Raw genomic sequence first — 19,094 nt, forward strand, 5'->3', positions numbered from 1 at the left:
CAACAAAATAATGTAAAGTAAAATAGAATACACATTGTGTAGCTACAGCTAAAAGAACAGATTGACACAGACTATTTTACATAATCTTTTACTTTCCATAACCATTGTTATGTAAAGCTTTACATAAAAACGGGGAACGCATCTTTATAACGGCAAAACTGCCCGATTATATAAGGGTTGGTAACGATGATTTGATTGAAAAATATCTTTTCCTGACCACTTCCCATGACGGAAGCGGAAGCATAACCGCAGCATTCACCCCCATACGTATCGTATGCAACAATACCCTGAATGCCGCTATGAACAATAAGACCAATACCGTGCGTATTCGCCATACCTCAAATGCCAAACAGCGTTTGGAACAGGCACACAAAGTAATGGGTATATCAGATATGCTGTCTTCGCAAATGGAATCCATTTTTAACCATTGGACAAAAATCCGAATAACGGACAATGAAGTGAAAAAACTAATACAGTCCGCCCTTGTTCCGAGTAAAGAAGTGCTCAAAACTATACAAAATGGAAGGGAAGACGAATTATCTACTTGTTTTACCAATATGGTCGATAACGCATTTGAATATGCCATGAGCAACCCTACACAACTGATGGACACCACCAAAGGGACTGTTTTTGGGGCTTACAATGCAATCACAGGATATTTTCAGAATGTTAGAAATTACAAAGATGAAGAGGCTAAATTAACTTCCCTTTTGATGGGTGGTACAGGACAGATTCGCACACAGTCTGCTTTTAAACTTTGTGTGGATTTTGCAAATAAAGGCTCAGACGCTTTGATTCTGAATTAGCTAATCAGGACAGGCATAACCTGCCTGTCCTTTTAAACCCTGACATCATGATACAGATAGAAGATAAAAACGGAGAAAAATTTGAGGTTACCAATTTAGCCGAAACGATAAAGCAGGCAGATTATTTCAGGAATTTTTCCCATACCGATAAACGCTTTGAAGAGTTTGACCGCAAACGACAAGTCTATTGGCAGGATCTTTATGAGAAGCTAATGAAAATCAGTAATTTAGATGTACAACAAACTAAACAGTAAAGCAATGGAAACCAATTTTTTTAAATCAATCCTTTCCCTGCAGGTAGCAGGGAACTGGAAAATAAACATAGCCAAAGAAGATACAGAAAAACTCATTGTTTCGGTGCTGTTCTTTAATGATACCATTGGTGATGATGCCCGTAAAAAAGTACCGCCTATTCTGCTCAAAGGTACGCCAGAGGAACTCGACAACGGATTTTTTGAAGCCATTACAGAGCCTGTAAAAGATACGGCAATGCTTTTTGCCAATATGGAGCAGTTCCTTAAAGAAAAAGAGCAGGCAAAAATACATTCTCAAATGGAAAAAGACGACATTCTGAAAAGAGATAAGGAGAAATCCGAATTGCAGAAACAATACGAATCAGCCATGAAAAAAGCAGACGAACTCGAAACGGCAGGTAAATTTAAAGAAGCATGGATGAAAGTGCCTCCCGCTGACCTGTATCCTGAATATAAGGACATTATTCACGCCCGCAAAGCTGAGCTTTCTGATAAGTTCCCGATAGACCTTTTCAATGACCCCAAAACCGAAGAGCCATGTTAACAGCCACCACCTTAGAGCGCATTTTTATCTTCAGGGATAAAGAAGTAGATATAAAACTCGCCGACCCATCGCCATCATTCAGCCCCGAAGCGGTACTCAATTTTTATGCGCATACCTATCCGATTTTAACCACGGCATCCATAGAAGGACCTGTTATAAATGACGATGCCGTGCAGTACAAATTTGTATCTCAGATCGGCACAAAAGGATAAACCATGAAAACAAAAACTATAACAGGCAATATCAAACTGCCCAAAAACAAAAAGTTATGCAGACTATACAGACAGTTAGGGGAATTCGCAGAAAATACAGACCGACTGCCCGATGCGTACCAAGTAAAAAAGAACCCGAACAGTTCCGCTCCGCTCGAACTCCTGCCGATGGTTTTTTAAGACATTCTTTTCTGCCATTGTTCGAAATGAGTAAAAAAATACCCGACCAATTTCAGGTAGAAAATGATTTTTTAAATTCTCTTGCTATCCTGACAGGATTGTATGGTTTTGAGGTTTTGGATACTACAGGCAAATCCTATCCCTATAATATATTATTAGCACATTGCGATGCTCAGAAGCAGTTGAACAGTTTGGTTCGCGATATTGAATTGTCCATTATGCAGTGTAATAATGGCTGTGTAAAATTAGCAACCAAGCATATTTATAACACGTGCAATACGCTTTACTACATTCCTGTACTGCCCGTGTACCGACTATTACAAAAAAGGAAACAGAAACAAACCGCAGAATTACTGCTCTCTATTTTTGCCTATCTGTACCATATTGCAGGGATTCCGTATTACAGGGAAGACAGCAGTTATCTGTTTTACCACTATGAATGTATGGAAGAATGGATGATTGATGAATTGGAGGATGAAGAGTCCGAAGATGGAAACAGCATGATTTCAGAATTAAACACGGCTTCTTACTGTGGAGATGTTATGCACCGTAAAATGTACAATCCTTATCATCTGAGTGTCTTTGAAAAACGCATAGGCAGTTATAAATTCAATAACAGTTTCGAAAAAGACTGTCTGTGTATTGCCAAACAAGCATTGACATTAATGCTCGAATATCCTGCGGGCACTATTTTTCAAAATACATCAAATCGGGTGTTTGAAAGCGATGAAGGGATTATAAGGGCAGAACAGTACATTTCTTTTATAGCAGACACCGATGGAGCGCTTTATGAGAATATTGCACGGGTAATCAATGATGAATTTAACGAATGCTCCGAAATAGAAGAGCCGACACTCCTGCAAATCTATGATTCTGAAAATGAGTTAACCCATAAAGCACTTGATTTCGAGTGCAGGATGTTTCCTCTTTTAAATGATTTATGCACCCTTTTAAATAATATGACATGAAAGATATAACTCAACAATTCGGGACATTGTACAATCCTGTAAAAGCCTTTGTGGTCTATCAGAAAAACTCCGTTGAAAAATCCATTTATGTGGAAGCCTATGATATGGATAAAAATGGCTGTCCCATAAACGCCCATCCCTTAAGCCTTAAAGAAAGCACACAGCTTGCCAGTGCCCTTGATACTTCAGAAGAACTCACACGTAAATTTCTAAAACCATCAGGACTGCTTCCAAAAAATGTACTGCATTTGAATCCCGAGCATGATGGTTCTGCCATTTGGTACACCCCTGCCCAAAAAGTCAGTTTGTTTTTCACAGAGGGTTTAGGGATTGCAAACGGTGAAGCATTTGTACCCCCCTTGTTATGGAAAGCCACTAAAAACACGCTGTACATTTATGCAATGGACACCCAAACGGAAATAAAAGAACAAACTGCACTTTATCATGCGCCGTTTTTTAATTTATACACCGATGGCAGGGTCTGCATGGGAACCGTATCGGTTAATATAAAGTCAGACTGTCATTTGGAAGAATTCATGCAATCTTGGGAACAGTATTTTTTTAACAGCTATTTCAGTCATTTGATTGGAAATGCAAGTCCTATAAAAGAAAACATCATACAGCTTTGGCAGAAATTGGTGGGTCGCGATAAACCGTTTCCCATAAAATCCCTACTCAAAAATGGTTTAACAATTAAAAAGATACTATCATGAACACACAAAAGACCATGCATTATACGCACAATTACCTGATAAATCCAACCAATCCAATAACGGTAAACCTTGTTGGCGCAGGAGGAACAGGAAGCAGGATGATCACTGAACTCGCAAGAATGAACCACAGCCTTATAGCCTTGGGTCATGCCGGACTGCAGGTCAATCTATTTGATGGTGATGTGATTACCAAAGCCAATCAGGGACGACAGCTTTTTGCAGATACTGAGGTTGGACTTCCCAAAGCTGTAGCACTTATAAATCGTACGAATCGCTTTTTCGGAACGAATTGGAAAGCGGTAACCGAGCAATTTTCAACAACGAATCTGAAATCCCTGCCCAATCGTGGCAGAGCAAATATTTACATTAGTTGTGTTGATACTATATTGGCACGTTTTGATATTGCAAATTTCCTGCTAAATAGTAATGGAAACAGCGATTTTGAGCGTACCAAATCGCTCTATTGGCTTGATATCGGCAACGCCCAAAATACAGGACAAGCTATACTCTCAACAATCAGCGAAATCAAACAGCCTGATTCCAAACTATACAGGACTGTAACCAGTCTTCCGATGCTAACCGACGAATTTAAGGAATTACTAATGGCGCAGACAGATAACAATGAGCCGAGCTGTTCCCTTGCCGAGGCACTCGAAAAGCAGGATTTGTTTATCAACAGCACACTTGCCAGTATGGGGGCATCACTACTATGGAAATTATTTCGTGAAGGCATGACTGCCCAGAGAGGATTTTTTCTGAATCTTGGCACTTTTAGGTTAGAACCTATAGCGGTAGGCTAATGCCCGACGCCCCGCAATTGGGCTTCCTCTGGTCGGGCAATTGCGGGGCGCTTTAAAACGGAACAACATCATTAGCTATATTGCTCATTACGCAATCGCAATATAGCTAATGATGTTTGTGTGTTTTAGTATTTTTATTTTCAGACATCTGTATTAATCGACAAACACGTCTATAGGGTTTAGATAGATGTTAGTGTCTTATCAGCGATTTAAATTACCTTTTGTCTATTTTTTAAAGATAAAAATCAGAAATTAATACATATATTCGCAAAAATTTTTGTGAATGAAAGTACTATTACACTTATTAATATTTTGCTCTTTTTTTAACGCTGCTCATGCACAAAATGAGACTAATATCACCTACGGATTAAAACTCGGAGGAATTTATTCTAAAATCAATAATTTACCCGAAAGTATTAAAGGACGGGATAACACTTTTGATAACAGCATTATGGAAAGCAAAGGCGGTTACGGTATCGAAGGCGGTTTTTTTATGAATTGCAAACTTTACGATACACGTGTAGCCATTCAGCCGGAACTTTTATTCAGACAGTCATCTCAAACTGTCAATTATCACGATACTACAGGCAAGGAATTTGAATTAGGATTACATTATTCCTATTTGGAAATCGGAGCTTTATATAAAGTATACCCCTTCGAAGGATTAAATTTAGGATTTGGTGCTTTCTACGGCATCAGTTTATCTCCCAACAATATTACTTATACCTCTAACGAGGCTGGCGGAATGTACGATGTTGCCACCAGACAATTCTATCAGGATGGTCTGGACGGTGCAGACGATTTCTCCTTGTGCTTTGCGCTAGGTTATGAACTGCATCAGAGTATCCACTTCGATTTGCGCTATTATTTAGGCGTAAAAGATGTAGTGAAAAGTAATGCATCTTCTTTTCAGTTTATCGAAAATCAAAACAAAAGCGGGGTATTTAGTTTTTCTTTAGGCTACAGTTTTCATCAATGGTAATTTCAATAAAAAACATGAAAAAAATTATTTTGCTTCTACTATTAGTGAGCACAAAATCTTTGTTTGCACAAGGTGACAGAGAAATTACGTATGGCCTTTTTGGCGGTGGCATTTATTCTAAAATGTCAAATCTTCCCGATGTGATAGTTCCAAAAGGAATTTATGAAGGCTATACCTTAAAAGAAGAAGGGAAATTTGGAGCAACGGCAGGTCTTGTAATCAATTGGAAATATCTGTATGCAAATGTAGCAATCCAGACTGAAATCTCTTATTCAGGCCAAAGTACCGATTTAAATTATGAAGACATCAAAGGTTTAAAATACAAAATGACTTTTGGTTACAGCTATATCAACGTTGGTGCGCAGTTCAAATATTATCCGGTTGAAGGATTTTATATAGGAGCTGGTCCTTATGTTGGATTTAATATTGCCAGCGATAATATCAAATACACCTCTAATGCACAGGAAATATTTGCTGATTCAGGCACTTATTTTGAACCGGATGCCAATGTGCAAAAAGTACTCAAAGAATCCCTTACGGGTAAAAATTATTTTTACGGAATGCTGTCTGCAGGATATGAATTCAGTTCTAACTTATCTATTGGAGCCCGATATACTTTAGGACTTACTGATGCTTTGACAACAGAAGAAAACGGGCATCGCTACAGCGAAAATAAAAACAAAATAAATAGTATTTCACTCATTATTGGATACTCTTTTAACTTTGATGATCTGGCCAACTTCTAAGAGTAGATATCATTTTAAAACATAGAAAATTATGTATAGAAAGATTTTTTTAGCATTGGTTTTTATAAGTCTATCGGCAAGTAATCTGGTTTTTTCTCAGCAAAAAATAGTACCTGGCAATGTTCAGGAACCTGATTTTTGGATTAAATCGAGAACTAACGGGGACACTTATTATTGGGAAAGTCTCACTAAAAGAGAAGGTAAAATACCAAGTAATACTCAAAAAGGATCAGCTTTTAATTTCAACCCAAGTATTGTTTTTGATACGGCTCAGGATTCCCTGATCTTACCTTTGGGCATAGAAAGTAAAAGACGTCAGACCTTATTTATGGTTTATAAAGTAAAAGACAGTTTGAAAGAACAATTTTTATGGACGATCAATGATCCTCAAAAAACACTTTCAGTTGCGACCAATAAGCGTTTGGTTGACTTAAAAAAAAATTCCTATCAATCGTATCAGGAAAAGATAAAACCGCATAAAGCTAATATTCATTTTTTTCAGCAGAATGTTACCGACAGCGTTGCAAAGCTGTCTTCGTTAACTATCGGACAGAAAACTAAATTTGAAAAACTTCCACCGGAAGAGTTTAAAGGAAATATAAGTGAAATTCTGGTGTACAACAGAGTTTTATCCGGTAAAGAAACTCAAAAAGTAGCCAGTTATCTCGGAATCAAATATGGTATTTCGCTTTCGCAATATGATTTTAAGAACTATCTCAACAGTCAGGGAGAAACTATCTGGGATATCGACCAGCATAAAGGTTTTGACTCCTCCATTACCGGAATAGGAAGAGATGACACCAGCGGATTGTTACAGCCCAAAAGCAGTAATATGATCGATGAGGGATTGTTGACCATGGAACTCAAAAGCAAATCCAATATAATACCGAACAACTACTTCGTTTTTTGGAGTGATAACGGAAAAAATCTATTAGTCAAAAAACAAGAACAGGGAGAACCGATTGGAATTTCAAGAGAATGGCAATTGGACTTTATAAACCCTGCTGACTTAAGCCTGGACTGGTCTTTTAATCCTGTTTTTATAAAAGGCACTTTACCCAAAGATACTTTTTACTGGTTGCTCGTTGATTATTCAGGAAAAGGAACCTATGACGAAAAAGATTCGGAATATATTCGTTTGGCAAGTACGTCAAGTACAGAAAAATTAGTTCTAAACGATTTTAACTGGGACAAACAAAAAACAGGAAAAACCAGGTTTACAATAAAAATCGCACCCGAAATGTTCAGCAGGGTCTGGATTACGGAAGCCACTTGTGGCGTATCAGGATCCGGTCAGTTAAATTATACCATTGAAGGCGGCGAAGCTCCCTTTACCGTAACCGTTAAAAAAGAAGGCAGCGATGTGGTAGTAAAACAGTGGAATCAGGCCGCAAAAAGTACTACCGGAGTGCAGCTTTCCTCGGGAACGTATGATTATATCGTTAGGGACGCAAAAGGTAATTTATACTCCCAAACCGTCTTTGTGGCGGATAAGCAGGGAACATTTCCGAATTTAAAACCCGATTATGTATTAAACAATGGAAATGCTTTAGTATTGGATGCCAGTGCAGGTTTACCAGCAGAAAATTATCAATATGAGTGGTTTTATGAAGGCAATTTTATAGACAATAGCGCAAAAATACTGGTCGATCAGCCGGGTAATTACGAACTGCGATTGGTAAATGGTCAGGATTGTAAAACGGCTACCAAGATTGCTATCGCTACGGACGGAAAAGAAATTACCGATTCAAATATTCTGATTTTATATCCAAACCCAACTACAGACGGTCATTTTTCTGTGGCTATGCAATACCCGCACAAGACAGATGCAACTATTAGCATTTACAATCTAACAGGAGCTCTTGTAAAACAAAAACACCTTACTCAAATTGAAACTTATTTGTATGAGGATACGATCAATAGTGCATCTGGAATGTATCTGGTGTCTGTTAGTTCAGAATTTGGAACAAAAACTTTTAAAGTTATTGTGAAATAATGTAAATATAAACGATTCCCATAATCGATTAACCTGCTTTATGAAAAATAAAATTATAATACTGGTATTATTAATAGGCTCATTTTTGTTTGCCGCAAACTTTGGACCGTACAAAATAGCATCTTTATTTACTGAAACGGCTTCCGAAAAAGAATCAGCTGCTTTTAAAACAGATTCGATAGCTATTGCTAAAAACGAAACCAAAAGCACAAAATCATTTTCGGCAGATATTCCCGAGGGAATTATTGGCGTTGCAAGCACAGAAGATGTTGATGATGCCTATGATAATGTTTTTCACCTTAAAGTCGATGTTTTACCATCCAATGAAGAAAGTGTTTATCTAGAATATGAATTATACGGATACGATCAGGCGGCTTCGATTTCAAGAAGTTTAAACAATCAGCCCAGTATTGGTGGGCAGTTTTTATCTCAAAATAAAAACTGGAACAAACAATCCGAACTGCTTTCTGAAAAATCACTGCGCGCCGGAGATAACGTGTTGTTGTTTACCGCTCCGCAAGGTATTGAAAATTCATATAAGATCAGGAATGTTCGTATTGTTTATAAATCGGCACTACCTTCAACCGACTTTACGTTATTGAAATCAGAAAATAAACTTTACATCAAAGGAACCAATTTTCCTTCTCAGATAAAAAAAATGAGTATTGGCGGGATTGCCATTGATATGAGTCAGCCTGAATTTGAATTAGTATTAGATGCTGCAGTCACCGGAAATTCTATTGTTGTGACCAAAGAAACAACAAGCGGAGTTATCGTTAATGAAAAATTAGAATTAAAACATTTTTTAAAAGTTGCCGCTTTCAGACCTATTGAAAATGCCAAAGAGCGCATTTTCAAAACAATTGATTTTCAAACCGAAAACAAATTAGCTTACAAAGAATTTTTAGCTTCTTTTCCCGTTGGAGCCTTAAAAAATAATATAGCTGTTTCTGTGAGCGGACTGCGAAAAATAGACCTTGCTCCGCTAAACTCCGCGATGGTCAATGTTACCGGAACCAATGCAGGATTCCGATTGTTGCCACACGGAACTATTTTTGAAAAAGCAGTAACGTTATCATTACCGTATGACAAAAAAGCAATCCCGGAAGGTTATACCGAAAAAGACATCAATGTGTTTTATTTTGATGAGAATAAAAGATTATGGCAAGAAGTAACCAAAGATTCATTGGATATAAAGCAGGGAATCATTAAGGCGAAAACCACTCACTTTACCGATTTTATTGCCGGAATCATCAAAATGCCGGAATCTCCGGAAACTTCAGGCTATACTCCAACAAGCATAAAAGATCTAAAAGCAGCCAGCCCACTCGTTGGAATTGAGTCCATAGCACCTCCTTCTGCAAATGGAAGAGGAACAGCAAGTACCGGATTTTCAATCGTAATTCCTGGCGGAAGAGGCGGCATGCAGCCTTCGCTTAATTTACAGTATGACAGTGATGGCGGACACAGTTGGGCTGGTATGGGCTGGGATATTTCCACGCCTGCAGTAAGTATAGATACCCGTTGGGGAGCGCCAAGATATGATGCAGCACAGGAAACCGAAACATATACTATTGCCGGAGAACAACTGATTCCTAATTCGCATAGAGCAGAATGGACTTCAAGAACTGCCGATAAACAATTTTATCCAAGACGCGAAGGCGCTTTTCAGCAGATTATTCGAAAAGGATCATCTCCTAAAAATTATTATTGGGTAGTAAAAGACAAAAGTGGTGTAGCGAGTTATTACGGAGGAACTGCCTCAGGACTTGCAACTGCAGGAATTTTGCAGGATGGATCTGGTAACATCGGACAGTGGGCACTTTGTCTTCAGGTTGATTTAAAAGGAAATACCGTCGAATATGAATATGATAAAAAAGATGGGGAACTCTATCTTAAAAAAGTATACTATACTGGTTTTGGTGCAACAAAAGGGAACTACAATGTTACTTTCATAAAAAACTCTGATTTAGGAGAAGCAAACCGATCTGACGTTCAAGTTTCGGCAAGGTTAGGTTTCAGACAATTGAACAATCAGTTATTAAGAAAAATTGAAGTTCGTTACAAAGATCAAATGGTTCGTAGTTATGAACTGAATTATAAAGAAGGAGCTTTTAAGAAAACCTTATTAAAATCGATTTCAGAATACGATTCTGAATCTAAATTATTTTACACTAATACCTTAGATTATTTTGATGATGTGCGTGATGCTTCAGGGAAATATAATCCTTTCGGACCGGAACAGGTTTGGAGTGTGCCCGATGATAATTTAAAAAATAATATTTTACCGAATATAGATCTTTCGGGTAAGCATACGCTTGGTAATAGTTCTAACGGTAAATCAGGTGGAATTAATTATAGAATTGGAGTTGGTTTGTCAACTGATTCCGGAAATTTCAAACAAAACACGGTAGGTGCGCATGGAGGAAACAGCTGGGGGTCATCTGAAACTATAGTTACTTTAGAAGATTTAGATGGTGATCAGCTGCCGGATAAAGTGTTTAGAAAAGGAGATAACGTTTATTACCGAAAAAATCTCTCAAACCAAGGTTCTAATTCTTTTGGTGAAATTCAGGAGATATCATTAAACAATATTGGAAATTCATCGAGCAAAACTTTCAACTGGGGAGTAGATTTAACGATAGGATACTCAAAAGTCAGTGCCAATGTCGGTTTTGACAAACAATATTCGAAGAGCAATACCAAAAGTTATTTTATGGACTTTAATGGTGACGGATTAGTAGATTTTGCCAATAACGGGCAGGTATATTACAACCGATTAGTTAATGGGGTGCCTACTTTTAAGCTCGGAAGTACAGGAACACCTTCTCCGGTTTCGGGAGATGGAGAGCTTACTTTAAGTTTTCCGGCTCCGGCAATGACTTTTGAAGAAATGCAGGTAAAAAACCCACTGCATGACGTGGTACGTATGTGGGAAGCGCCTGTAACCGGACAGATTCAGGTATCGCATACTTATGAATTGCAAAAAGACGTATCTAAAGAAAGAACAGAATATCTAACCAATGATGGAAAAGATAAAGCCGATGGTGTACAGTTGTTTTTCCAGAAAGGAAATGGTTTAGTATGGAAACAATCTATTGCCGCAGATGACTATATCAGTAAATCTAAAGAAGATTTAATAACAGTAACAAAAGGTGAGAAATTATTTTTTAGAGTAAGTTCTCTTTTTGATGGAAGTTTTGACCAGGTTCTCTGGAGTCCGAAAATATCTTATATAACCATAAATGATAATACAGGAAGTTTAGTTCCCATACCAGATAATGCTGTAGATGCCAACTTATATTCATTGAAAAATTACGATGCAGAAAAAGACTTTTTAAGCAGTACAAACTCAGGTTTATTGGTTTCTAATGGCAGTATTACATTTGCCGGGAATTTTGTAAAGCCCATTACTTCGGATCATGTTACCCTTAAGATTTTCAGAAAAGACCTGGATACAGGAGCACTTGAAACCGTTCTTTATCAGAAACAGTTTAATGCAAATGAAGCCGTTTCTTTTGACCTAAGCACTATTGGTGTTGTAAACAACAGTGCTACCTCGCAGATTCGTTTTGTTTTAGAGAGCCAGACCAATATCAATTGGAACACGATTTCTTTTAATCCTTCGATAAATATGCCTGCAATAGCACCTGCAGTATCAGAGAATAAAAAAATAGATGTGTTCTTGAAACGCTATAAAAAACGAAAAGGAGATTATATTATTCAGAGAAAAGCTTCCAGTATTGACGGAGTTTTAGCCCTTAATTTAGCCCTTACCGATCTTAATCTGCTTCCGGCAGGATTTAATAATCTAAGATCAAAACTAAACGGTGCAGTTATCATTACTGCAAAACAGAATAATCAATTGGTAGCTCGCAAACGCTACAAAATGGTCAATGCTGTTTTGATAGAAGATTTAAGTGTTACAGAGCCGGCAGCTTTATTTACTGCGGTACTAAAAGATCAGCCCATTGATTTAGAAATCAGTATTCCTGTTTTAGAAAGTAATGAGGTAACACAGCAGTGTGTGGCTCTTTTTCAAATGCCGATTTATTTAACTGTACAAAATGATACCCTGGGTTTATGGACAGCAGATACAAACCAATATGCTGTCTATTCTAATTTTTATACAGAAGAATTGCAGCTGGGATTAGGGCATAGGGAATGGGGAGGTTTTGTGATCAATAATACAGGAACTTTTGCATCTGATTTAGTAGCAGTTTCACAATTAAAAACATCCGATACATACAACGCAGAACCCAACTTAGATCCGGACAACCAATCAGAAACAGAACAGCAAGGTTATGATATTGCGAAAGTTTACTTTGTAAGTATGCAGAGCAGCTATAGTAAAAACAATATGATTGGTCTGGAAGAAACCACTTTTATAGACAGTAGATTTATGGGAACTTCCCGTCTTGGAGAAGATGATATTGCGTCATATTTTGATGCAAGTCTGCCAAGTCTGGACGGCGGCGGTACTATGGCACTGAACATCTTAAGTGAGAATGAAAGCACCAGTTATTCAGCCGGACTAAAAGTAGGGCCGCTTGGGCCGGGCGGCAGTAAAGGTGAAGGAAAAAGTTATGTTACCCAGACCATGGCCGATTTTAACGGTGACCGTTTTCCGGATTATGTGCGTGGAAAAGAAGTGCAGTTTACTTCTCCAACAGGAGGTATCAGTAGTAAAACAACGCAGATTTACAATTACAGTCATGGAGAGAGTAAATCAGACGGAATTAGTTCTGATGGAAGTTATTCGCATGCCTTTACCAAAACCGTTCAGAAACTTGTATCGGTTTCAGACAGCAATTGTTCAATGGTAAATGAGATTAGATCAGAACAGGAAGCAACAGGTATTTCTGCAACCATGTCACTGTCCGGTAATTTAGGAAAGAACGAAGATGAATCCCAGTACATGCATATTGATATCAATGGAGACGGGCTTGCTGACAGAATCAAGAAAACAGGAGAAGTAGCCTTAAACTCAGGTTACGGATTTTTACCGGAAGAAAAATGGAATTTTGATGGGCTTGCCACTGGAGTATCCGAAAATTGGGCTATTAGCCCCTCAAGCGGTATGTCTTATAAAGGGGGATCGTTTACCGGTGGATTCAATTATGGGAAAGGAACAGATAATTCTAATACTTTAATGCTGGATGTTAACTCAGACGGACTGGCTGATAAAGTGGAATATACCGATGGGAAGATGATGGTGGCACTCAATATGGGAGATAGTTTTATGACTCCTATTGCTTATCCTAAATTCTCAAGGATGAACGAAAACAACAGCACCAATTATGGTATGAATGTAGGTTTTAGCTACGATATTCCTATTTTCCTAATTAGGATTACCCCTAGTCTCGGAGGCTCAACAGGTTTTAGTACCAATCGTACCGAAGCTACTTTTAATGACATGGATGGAGACGGAAATCTGGATTATGTTTTGTCTGATGATGAAGATCATTTGATAGTGCGTCTTTCGAACATCAAAAGAACCAACAAATTAAAAAGCGTTGCAAACGGTGCAGGAAATAGTTATGTCGTAGATTATGAATTAGTAAAACCAAGTTATGAAAACCCTTCTGCAAAATGGGTGCTGCAATCCATTGATATTTTTGACGGCCATGTTGGTGATGGTATTGATCACTCTATTGCAAAATTTAAATATCAAGACGGTTATTACGATCGTCGTGAAAGAGAGTTTTACGGTTTCGCAAAAGTAATTCAGGAACAGATCAATGCTGCTGACAATACAATTTTTTCGACTTCCGCCAAAGAATTTTACAATCAGGATTATTTTCGAAAAAATCTTTTAAAAAATTCTTATTCCTTAGATAAAAACAATAAAATGCGTCAGGAGTCAGTAAACGAATATAGTTTTATTGATGTAGCGACGCAGACAAGCGTATCGGTTTCTGATTTGAATTTACCGGTTTGCGACGCCAAACGTATTTTTGTTGGACTGATACATGCGAACCAAAAAATGTATGAAGGCGGCAGCGATTATCTCGAAACCAATACATTTAATACGTATGATGCCAACGGGAACATCATTCAATATCAAGATTTAGGAAATGGTTCTGCTGATAAAAAAGTAACAGCAAAAATTAGTTATTACGAAAGTACAACTCCTTATTATGGTGGGATTCCAAAACAGTTAGAAGTTTTAACAACTGAAGGACCGCGCCGTAAAAGAGCCACAACAATCAATACCACAACTGCCGAAGTAACGCAGATTAAAAACTACAGTGCTGCGGATAAAATTGCGATTACTGATATTAGCTATGATAGTTATGGCAACCTGCAAAAAATAACAGGACCTGCCAACTACAAAGCACAACGTATGACATTGGAATATACTTTTGATGCCGAAAACCATCAGTATATGACCGAAATCAAAGATGCCTTTGGGTATCAAAACAAAATAGAATTTGATTATCGTTTTGGGGCGCCATTAAAAACGACCGATCGTAATGATCAAAGTACTATTTATACATTAGATGCTAAGGGACGCCCATCAACTATAAAAGCACCTTACGAAATTGCTTCGGGTAAACCGTATACGATAGCCTATGAATATTTCCCGCAGGCAAAGGTTCCATATGCCAAAACAAGAAATTATGATCCGGAATTAGATAAAGATATTGAAACCTATATCTATGCTGATGGAACAGGAAGAGCTCTGCAGGTTAAAAAAACAGCAAGTTTATTTACTGTGGCAGGAAGTCCGGATAAGGATGCGCAAATAGTTTCAGGAAAAATAATTTATGACGGATTAGGAAGACCAATAAAGAGTTATTATCCAACAACAACGACTACAGTAGATGCTAATTTTAGTGTCGTAGTATCAACCGATCCGCCAACTAAAACAGCTTATGATGAAGTAGGTCGCGCCATAGAAGTAACCTTGCCTGACGGGACCACCAACACTGCCACTTTTGCGTTAGAAAATTATGAAGGAATGCCTGCTTTGCGCACCACACAAACAGATGCTCTAAATAATACTAGTACGACGTATACAGATGCGACAGGTCAAAACATGGCAAGTATGCAGAATGATTTGCTAACCAAGTTTGAAACCAATGCATTTGGTGAAACAATAAAAGTAACCGATGCTATGGATCATATTACTAAAAGCAGTTACGACTGGTTAGGCAGACGTATTGAGTTTGACCATCCTGATGCAGGAAAGGTAACCATGCAATATGATTTAGCGGGTAATTTGACTTCTCGTATTACACAGGATATTAAAAATACCGTTCCTAATGGTGGTGCGATCCAATACGAGTACAATTACAATCGCTTAGAAAGTATAAAATATCCTAAAAACCCGCAAAACAATGTGCAATATAATTATGGCAAAGCTGATGGGACAGCGTCGAGACGAGGCAGATTGTGGTTTGTGCAGGATGCCAGCGGTGGACAGGAGTTCTTTTATGGGAAATTAGGAGAAATAGAAAAAGAAATCCGTACGCTCCGTATTACGCCAACTGATGTGCAAACCTATATTTCACAATTCGAATACGATACATGGAACCGTATTCAGAAAATGACGTATCCTGATGGTGAAGTTGTAGATTATACTTATAACCGTGCAGGAAATCTGCAGAGCATGCAGGGTAAAAAAGAAAGTCATAAATATGATTATATCAAACAACTGGGGTATGATGAATTCGAACAACGTACATACTTAAAGTACGGAAACGACACAGAAACTAATTATATATATGATCCTGTAACGAGAAGATTACAGCAATTGCAGGTAAAAAGTGGTGTGAGACAAGTAATGAATAACAGCTACAGTTATGATTTAGTTGGAAATGTATTAGGAATTAAAAACATTGCCCCAATTGTAAACAATACATTGGGAGGAACATCCAATCATGAATACCAATATGATGATTTTTATAGGTTAAAATCGGCTAAAGCAACATATCAGGGCGAATTTACCAAAGCCAGTTATGAACTGAATATGGGATACAACAAAATGCATAATATTACCAACAAAAACTTGGTACAAACTGTAAAAAATGAACAGAAAGGATATATATTAGACTATAATTACGATAACGAATTACACCCTAACGCACCAAACAAAATTACTGAAACGGGAAAATCGGAACCAAGACAATATGTATATGATGGTAACGGAAATCCGACAAGTTATACAGAAGAGAAGAGCTTCAGAAAAATGACTTGGGACGAAGAAAATCGTTTGATGGGAATTAATGACAATGGAAGAATTCACCAATATACTTATGATGCAGCGGGAGAAAGAGTAATTAAAAGTTCAGGAGATTCTCAAAATGTCGCCATTAATGGCGAAACTGCTGCGACTATTGTTCATACTGATGATTATACAGGCTATTTGAGTCCGTACTTCGTAATAAGTAAAGGAAAGTTTACCAAACATTATTTTGAGGGAGCCGGACGGATAGTAAGTAAGTTAGGCAATGGAACTTTTGCACAACCATTAGGTATAACAGCAGGAGGTATAAATTACACCAGGCTTACCACTGAACAGCAAAAAGCATTAGATACATATGTAAAAAGTTTAGGCATACCTCCGGGACCACCTACCCAGCAGGGAATTTATGCAACTCCTGAATTTACGGGTGACCCGTATCCAAGTGAAGCACTTAAACCAGTAGAAGAAAATCAGGAACCACCAGAGGGTTGGCCAAGAAATCCTGTGTTTAACACACCAGGCGATGTGCCGGGACCACCGGTCCAATTTGGCCCACCAATAGAACCTGCAATAGTAAAAGCCGGAGAAGGTTTTACAGGAATTGGATTGCCGGAGAATGATATTTTTTATTTTCATCCGGATCATTTGGGAAGCACTTCGTATATTACATCTAAAAACGGAAGCATTAGCCAGCATGTCGAGTACATTGCCTTTGGAGAGATATTGTTTGAGGAGCATTCCAGCTCGTTTTCGTCACCATATCTTTTCAACGGAAAAGAACTTGACCGAGAAACCAATTTATCGTATTTTGGCGCTCGTTATTATGATTCCAAAACTAGCTTATGGTTGAATGTTGATCCAATGATGCAGAAATATCCAAATGTAGGATCATATGTGTATACATTTAATAACCCGATAAATCTGATTGATCCAGATGGAATGGACCCAGTGCCAGTTTCATCTTATAGCTTTAGGATATTTGCAAACAAATTAGGAATGCATGGAAACCAAAGAATAGGAGCTTTTTTTGAAAGATTAGTAATTGCATCATTGCAGACCACACAGTATGAAGTTAGTCATAATCAAAGTATTAATTTTCCATCTGCTGTGAGAGTTAAAATGAATAAAGGATTACCAGGATCTGTGCGACCAGATGGCGTAACTGAAAGATTAGGTGCTGATTCGGATGGAAGAACATTTATTGCCCCGGCATTTTATGAAGCTAAAGCAACCAGTTCTTCCATGACAAAAAAATATAGAAAAGGACAAATAACAGGAATGATTGATGCTGTAGTAAATGTAAGTACTGAAGTTGGAGGTATCCCATCATTAACTCTCATTACAACATCTAATACAAAAATTTCTAAAGAAATAATAGATTATGCATCCGAAAGAAACGTAATGTTATATCAATCTACAGCAGCAATAGATGATGAAACAAATGATTTTATTATTTCAGATAGGAAATGGCTAAATAGAGATAATCCAAAATTTGGAAAGGGTGGAGCGTTTGACAGACTTAAAAACATTTTCGATTTCAATAATTATGGAGATTATGATGGAGTAAATCCTAAAAATTATATAGATAGTAAGGCAAGTGAGAATCAAGATCCAGATCCAGCTACATTAGATGACGAATAAATATGAGAAAAATTATTTTAATTGTTTTATTAAACTTATTAATAACAAAAACCTATAGTCAGATGACCAAAAAGACATTTTATGAAATTGAATTTTTTATTTTAAAGGAAAAAGATAAAAAATCAATATTATTAAGTAGTAAAGATTTTATTCAAAAAAAGGTTAAAGGAGACAATATATATGAGCTAGCTGATGGTAGAATAATATATGAAATGATTGGAATCGAAATTTATCTTTTTCAGAATAAAGAAGATTTTAATTATTTCGAAGTAAAATGCGAAGAAATAGCAAATGAAAGTGTTAAAAGAAAAACAGAAATAAAGGATTTGAATTTTATAGAAAAAAGATTTCTATATATAGATTTCTTTAAGCAAGCATACAATATTGATTTTAAGACTAGTGATTTAAATAGTTTAATCAAATTAGATGATTTATTAAATACGTTAAAAAAAGAAGATGTATTAAAGTATAGACTTTCAATAATTGCTATTATTGGAGAATCAATAATCTCAAATACAAAAGAAGGAAAGTGGAGAAATTTTCAGATAAGTAAAAACGTTAATATACCTGCCATATTTGTACAAGGTTCTGTTATTGATCCAGTAGAAATTTTTGATAATCAGATTTTTACCAAAAGTGATAAGAGGAATAAGATATCTATAAGTAATTATCTGAAAAAACTTATAAAATCTTTATAGAAAGGTAGCACTGTTTATTACCTACGAAATACCGATGTGCAGAATTATTTTTCTGAGTACAAATATGATACCTGGAACCGAATTCAAAAAATGACGTATCCTGACGGCGAAGTAGTAAATTATACCTATAACCGCGCAGGAAACCTGCAAAGCATGCAGAGTAAAAAAGAAAGCCACACCTACGTGCAAATTCTGGCAAAAGTGAGCATGCCATTCCGGTAAAAGAGATCAGTTGATTCCGGTTTAAAGTGACCACCCTATTCTTGTAAAAGAGATCAGTTGATTCCGGTTCAAAGTGACCACCTCAAAAAGTAGTGTTTATAAAGAATATCTTACTTGTTTTTAAAACAAAAGATATGGCAA

13 protein-coding genes and 1 pseudogene are annotated in these 19,094 nt (G+C 37.1%); all 14 read left to right on the forward strand.

Features of this window, described 5'->3' with window-relative positions:
• Positions 1-128: 128 nt before the first annotated feature.
• A pseudogene (locus D0817_RS24165) lies at positions 129-806 on the forward strand (DUF932 domain-containing protein); the annotation flags it as partial.
• A 47-nt stretch (positions 807-853) separates the two neighbouring features.
• Positions 854-1,060, forward strand: coding sequence for a hypothetical protein (locus tag D0817_RS24170; protein ID WP_127340905.1), 207 nt, complete (start codon positions 854-856; stop codon positions 1,058-1,060).
• A 4-nt stretch (positions 1,061-1,064) separates the two neighbouring features.
• On the forward strand, positions 1,065-1,604 hold the full coding sequence (locus D0817_RS24175; protein ID WP_127340906.1) for a prtrc system protein e: 540 nt from the start codon (positions 1,065-1,067) through the stop codon (positions 1,602-1,604).
• Positions 1,598-1,816 (forward strand): PRTRC system protein C, encoded by a 219-nt coding sequence (locus tag D0817_RS24180; protein WP_127340907.1) that lies wholly within the window; start codon positions 1,598-1,600, stop codon positions 1,814-1,816. The genes D0817_RS24175 and D0817_RS24180 overlap by 7 nt, the downstream gene beginning before the upstream one ends.
• Positions 1,817-1,819: 3 nt before the next feature.
• Positions 1,820-1,996, forward strand: coding sequence for a hypothetical protein (locus tag D0817_RS25760; RefSeq protein ID WP_161568463.1), 177 nt, complete (start codon positions 1,820-1,822; stop codon positions 1,994-1,996).
• Positions 1,997-2,022: 26 nt separating this feature from the next.
• Entirely contained in the window at positions 2,023-2,964 is a 942-nt protein-coding gene (locus tag D0817_RS24185; RefSeq protein WP_127340908.1) for a hypothetical protein, read from the forward strand.
• Positions 2,961-3,677 (forward strand): PRTRC system protein B, encoded by a 717-nt coding sequence (locus tag D0817_RS24190; RefSeq protein WP_127340909.1) that lies wholly within the window; start codon positions 2,961-2,963, stop codon positions 3,675-3,677. Before D0817_RS24185 ends, D0817_RS24190 begins: the two co-directional genes overlap by 4 nt.
• Positions 3,674-4,477 carry a PRTRC system ThiF family protein gene (locus D0817_RS24195; protein WP_127340910.1) on the forward strand — a complete coding sequence of 268 codons (804 nt, stop codon included), beginning with the start codon at positions 3,674-3,676 and terminating at the stop codon, positions 4,475-4,477. The genes D0817_RS24190 and D0817_RS24195 overlap by 4 nt, the downstream gene beginning before the upstream one ends.
• Before the next feature lie 283 nt (positions 4,478-4,760).
• Positions 4,761-5,459 carry an outer membrane beta-barrel protein gene (locus D0817_RS24200; RefSeq protein ID WP_127340911.1) on the forward strand — a complete coding sequence of 233 codons (699 nt, stop codon included), beginning with the start codon at positions 4,761-4,763 and terminating at the stop codon, positions 5,457-5,459.
• A gap of 14 nt (positions 5,460-5,473) precedes the next feature.
• The gene (locus D0817_RS24205; RefSeq protein ID WP_127340912.1) at positions 5,474-6,205 is read left to right on the forward strand and encodes a porin family protein; all 732 of its coding nucleotides are present in this window, start codon (positions 5,474-5,476) and stop codon (positions 6,203-6,205) included.
• Between the two features lie 31 nt (positions 6,206-6,236).
• Complete coding sequence (locus D0817_RS24210) at positions 6,237-8,201, forward strand: T9SS type A sorting domain-containing protein (protein ID WP_127340913.1); 1,965 nt, start codon at positions 6,237-6,239, stop codon at positions 8,199-8,201.
• 40 nt (positions 8,202-8,241) lie between these two features.
• Entirely contained in the window at positions 8,242-18,033 is a 9,792-nt protein-coding gene (locus D0817_RS24215; RefSeq protein WP_127340914.1) for a SpvB/TcaC N-terminal domain-containing protein, read from the forward strand.
• A gap of 2 nt (positions 18,034-18,035) precedes the next feature.
• Positions 18,036-18,731, forward strand: a complete 696-nt coding sequence (locus tag D0817_RS24220) for a hypothetical protein (protein WP_127340915.1) — start codon at positions 18,036-18,038, stop codon at positions 18,729-18,731.
• A 36-nt stretch (positions 18,732-18,767) separates the two neighbouring features.
• The gene (locus tag D0817_RS24225; RefSeq protein WP_202866514.1) at positions 18,768-18,953 is read left to right on the forward strand and encodes an RHS repeat domain-containing protein; all 186 of its coding nucleotides are present in this window, start codon (positions 18,768-18,770) and stop codon (positions 18,951-18,953) included.
• Positions 18,954-19,094: the final 141 nt, after the last annotated feature.

Source organism: Flavobacterium cupreum (assembly GCF_003996965.1).
GTDB classification, from domain to species: domain Bacteria; phylum Bacteroidota; class Bacteroidia; order Flavobacteriales; family Flavobacteriaceae; genus Flavobacterium; species Flavobacterium cupreum.

What these genes read in the sequence shown, in the direction of transcription:
- D0817_RS24205 (WP_127340912.1), top strand. Translation starts at nt 5,474, where the DNA reads ATGAAAAAAATTATTTTGCTTCTACTATTAGTGAGCACAAAATCTTTG.
- D0817_RS24215 (WP_127340914.1), top strand. Translation starts at nt 8,242, where the DNA reads ATGAAAAATAAAATTATAATACTGGTATTATTAATAGGCTCATTTTTG.
- D0817_RS24185 (WP_127340908.1), top strand. Translation starts at nt 2,023, where the DNA reads ATGAGTAAAAAAATACCCGACCAATTTCAGGTAGAAAATGATTTTTTA.
- D0817_RS24170 (WP_127340905.1), top strand. Translation starts at nt 854, where the DNA reads ATGATACAGATAGAAGATAAAAACGGAGAAAAATTTGAGGTTACCAAT.
- D0817_RS25760 (WP_161568463.1), top strand. Translation starts at nt 1,820, where the DNA reads ATGAAAACAAAAACTATAACAGGCAATATCAAACTGCCCAAAAACAAA.
- D0817_RS24175 (WP_127340906.1), top strand. Translation starts at nt 1,065, where the DNA reads ATGGAAACCAATTTTTTTAAATCAATCCTTTCCCTGCAGGTAGCAGGG.
- D0817_RS24200 (WP_127340911.1), top strand. Translation starts at nt 4,761, where the DNA reads ATGAAAGTACTATTACACTTATTAATATTTTGCTCTTTTTTTAACGCT.
- D0817_RS24195 (WP_127340910.1), top strand. Translation starts at nt 3,674, where the DNA reads ATGAACACACAAAAGACCATGCATTATACGCACAATTACCTGATAAAT.
- D0817_RS24180 (WP_127340907.1), top strand. Translation starts at nt 1,598, where the DNA reads ATGTTAACAGCCACCACCTTAGAGCGCATTTTTATCTTCAGGGATAAA.
- D0817_RS24220 (WP_127340915.1), top strand. Translation starts at nt 18,036, where the DNA reads ATGAGAAAAATTATTTTAATTGTTTTATTAAACTTATTAATAACAAAA.
- D0817_RS24210 (WP_127340913.1), top strand. Translation starts at nt 6,237, where the DNA reads ATGTATAGAAAGATTTTTTTAGCATTGGTTTTTATAAGTCTATCGGCA.
- D0817_RS24190 (WP_127340909.1), top strand. Translation starts at nt 2,961, where the DNA reads ATGAAAGATATAACTCAACAATTCGGGACATTGTACAATCCTGTAAAA.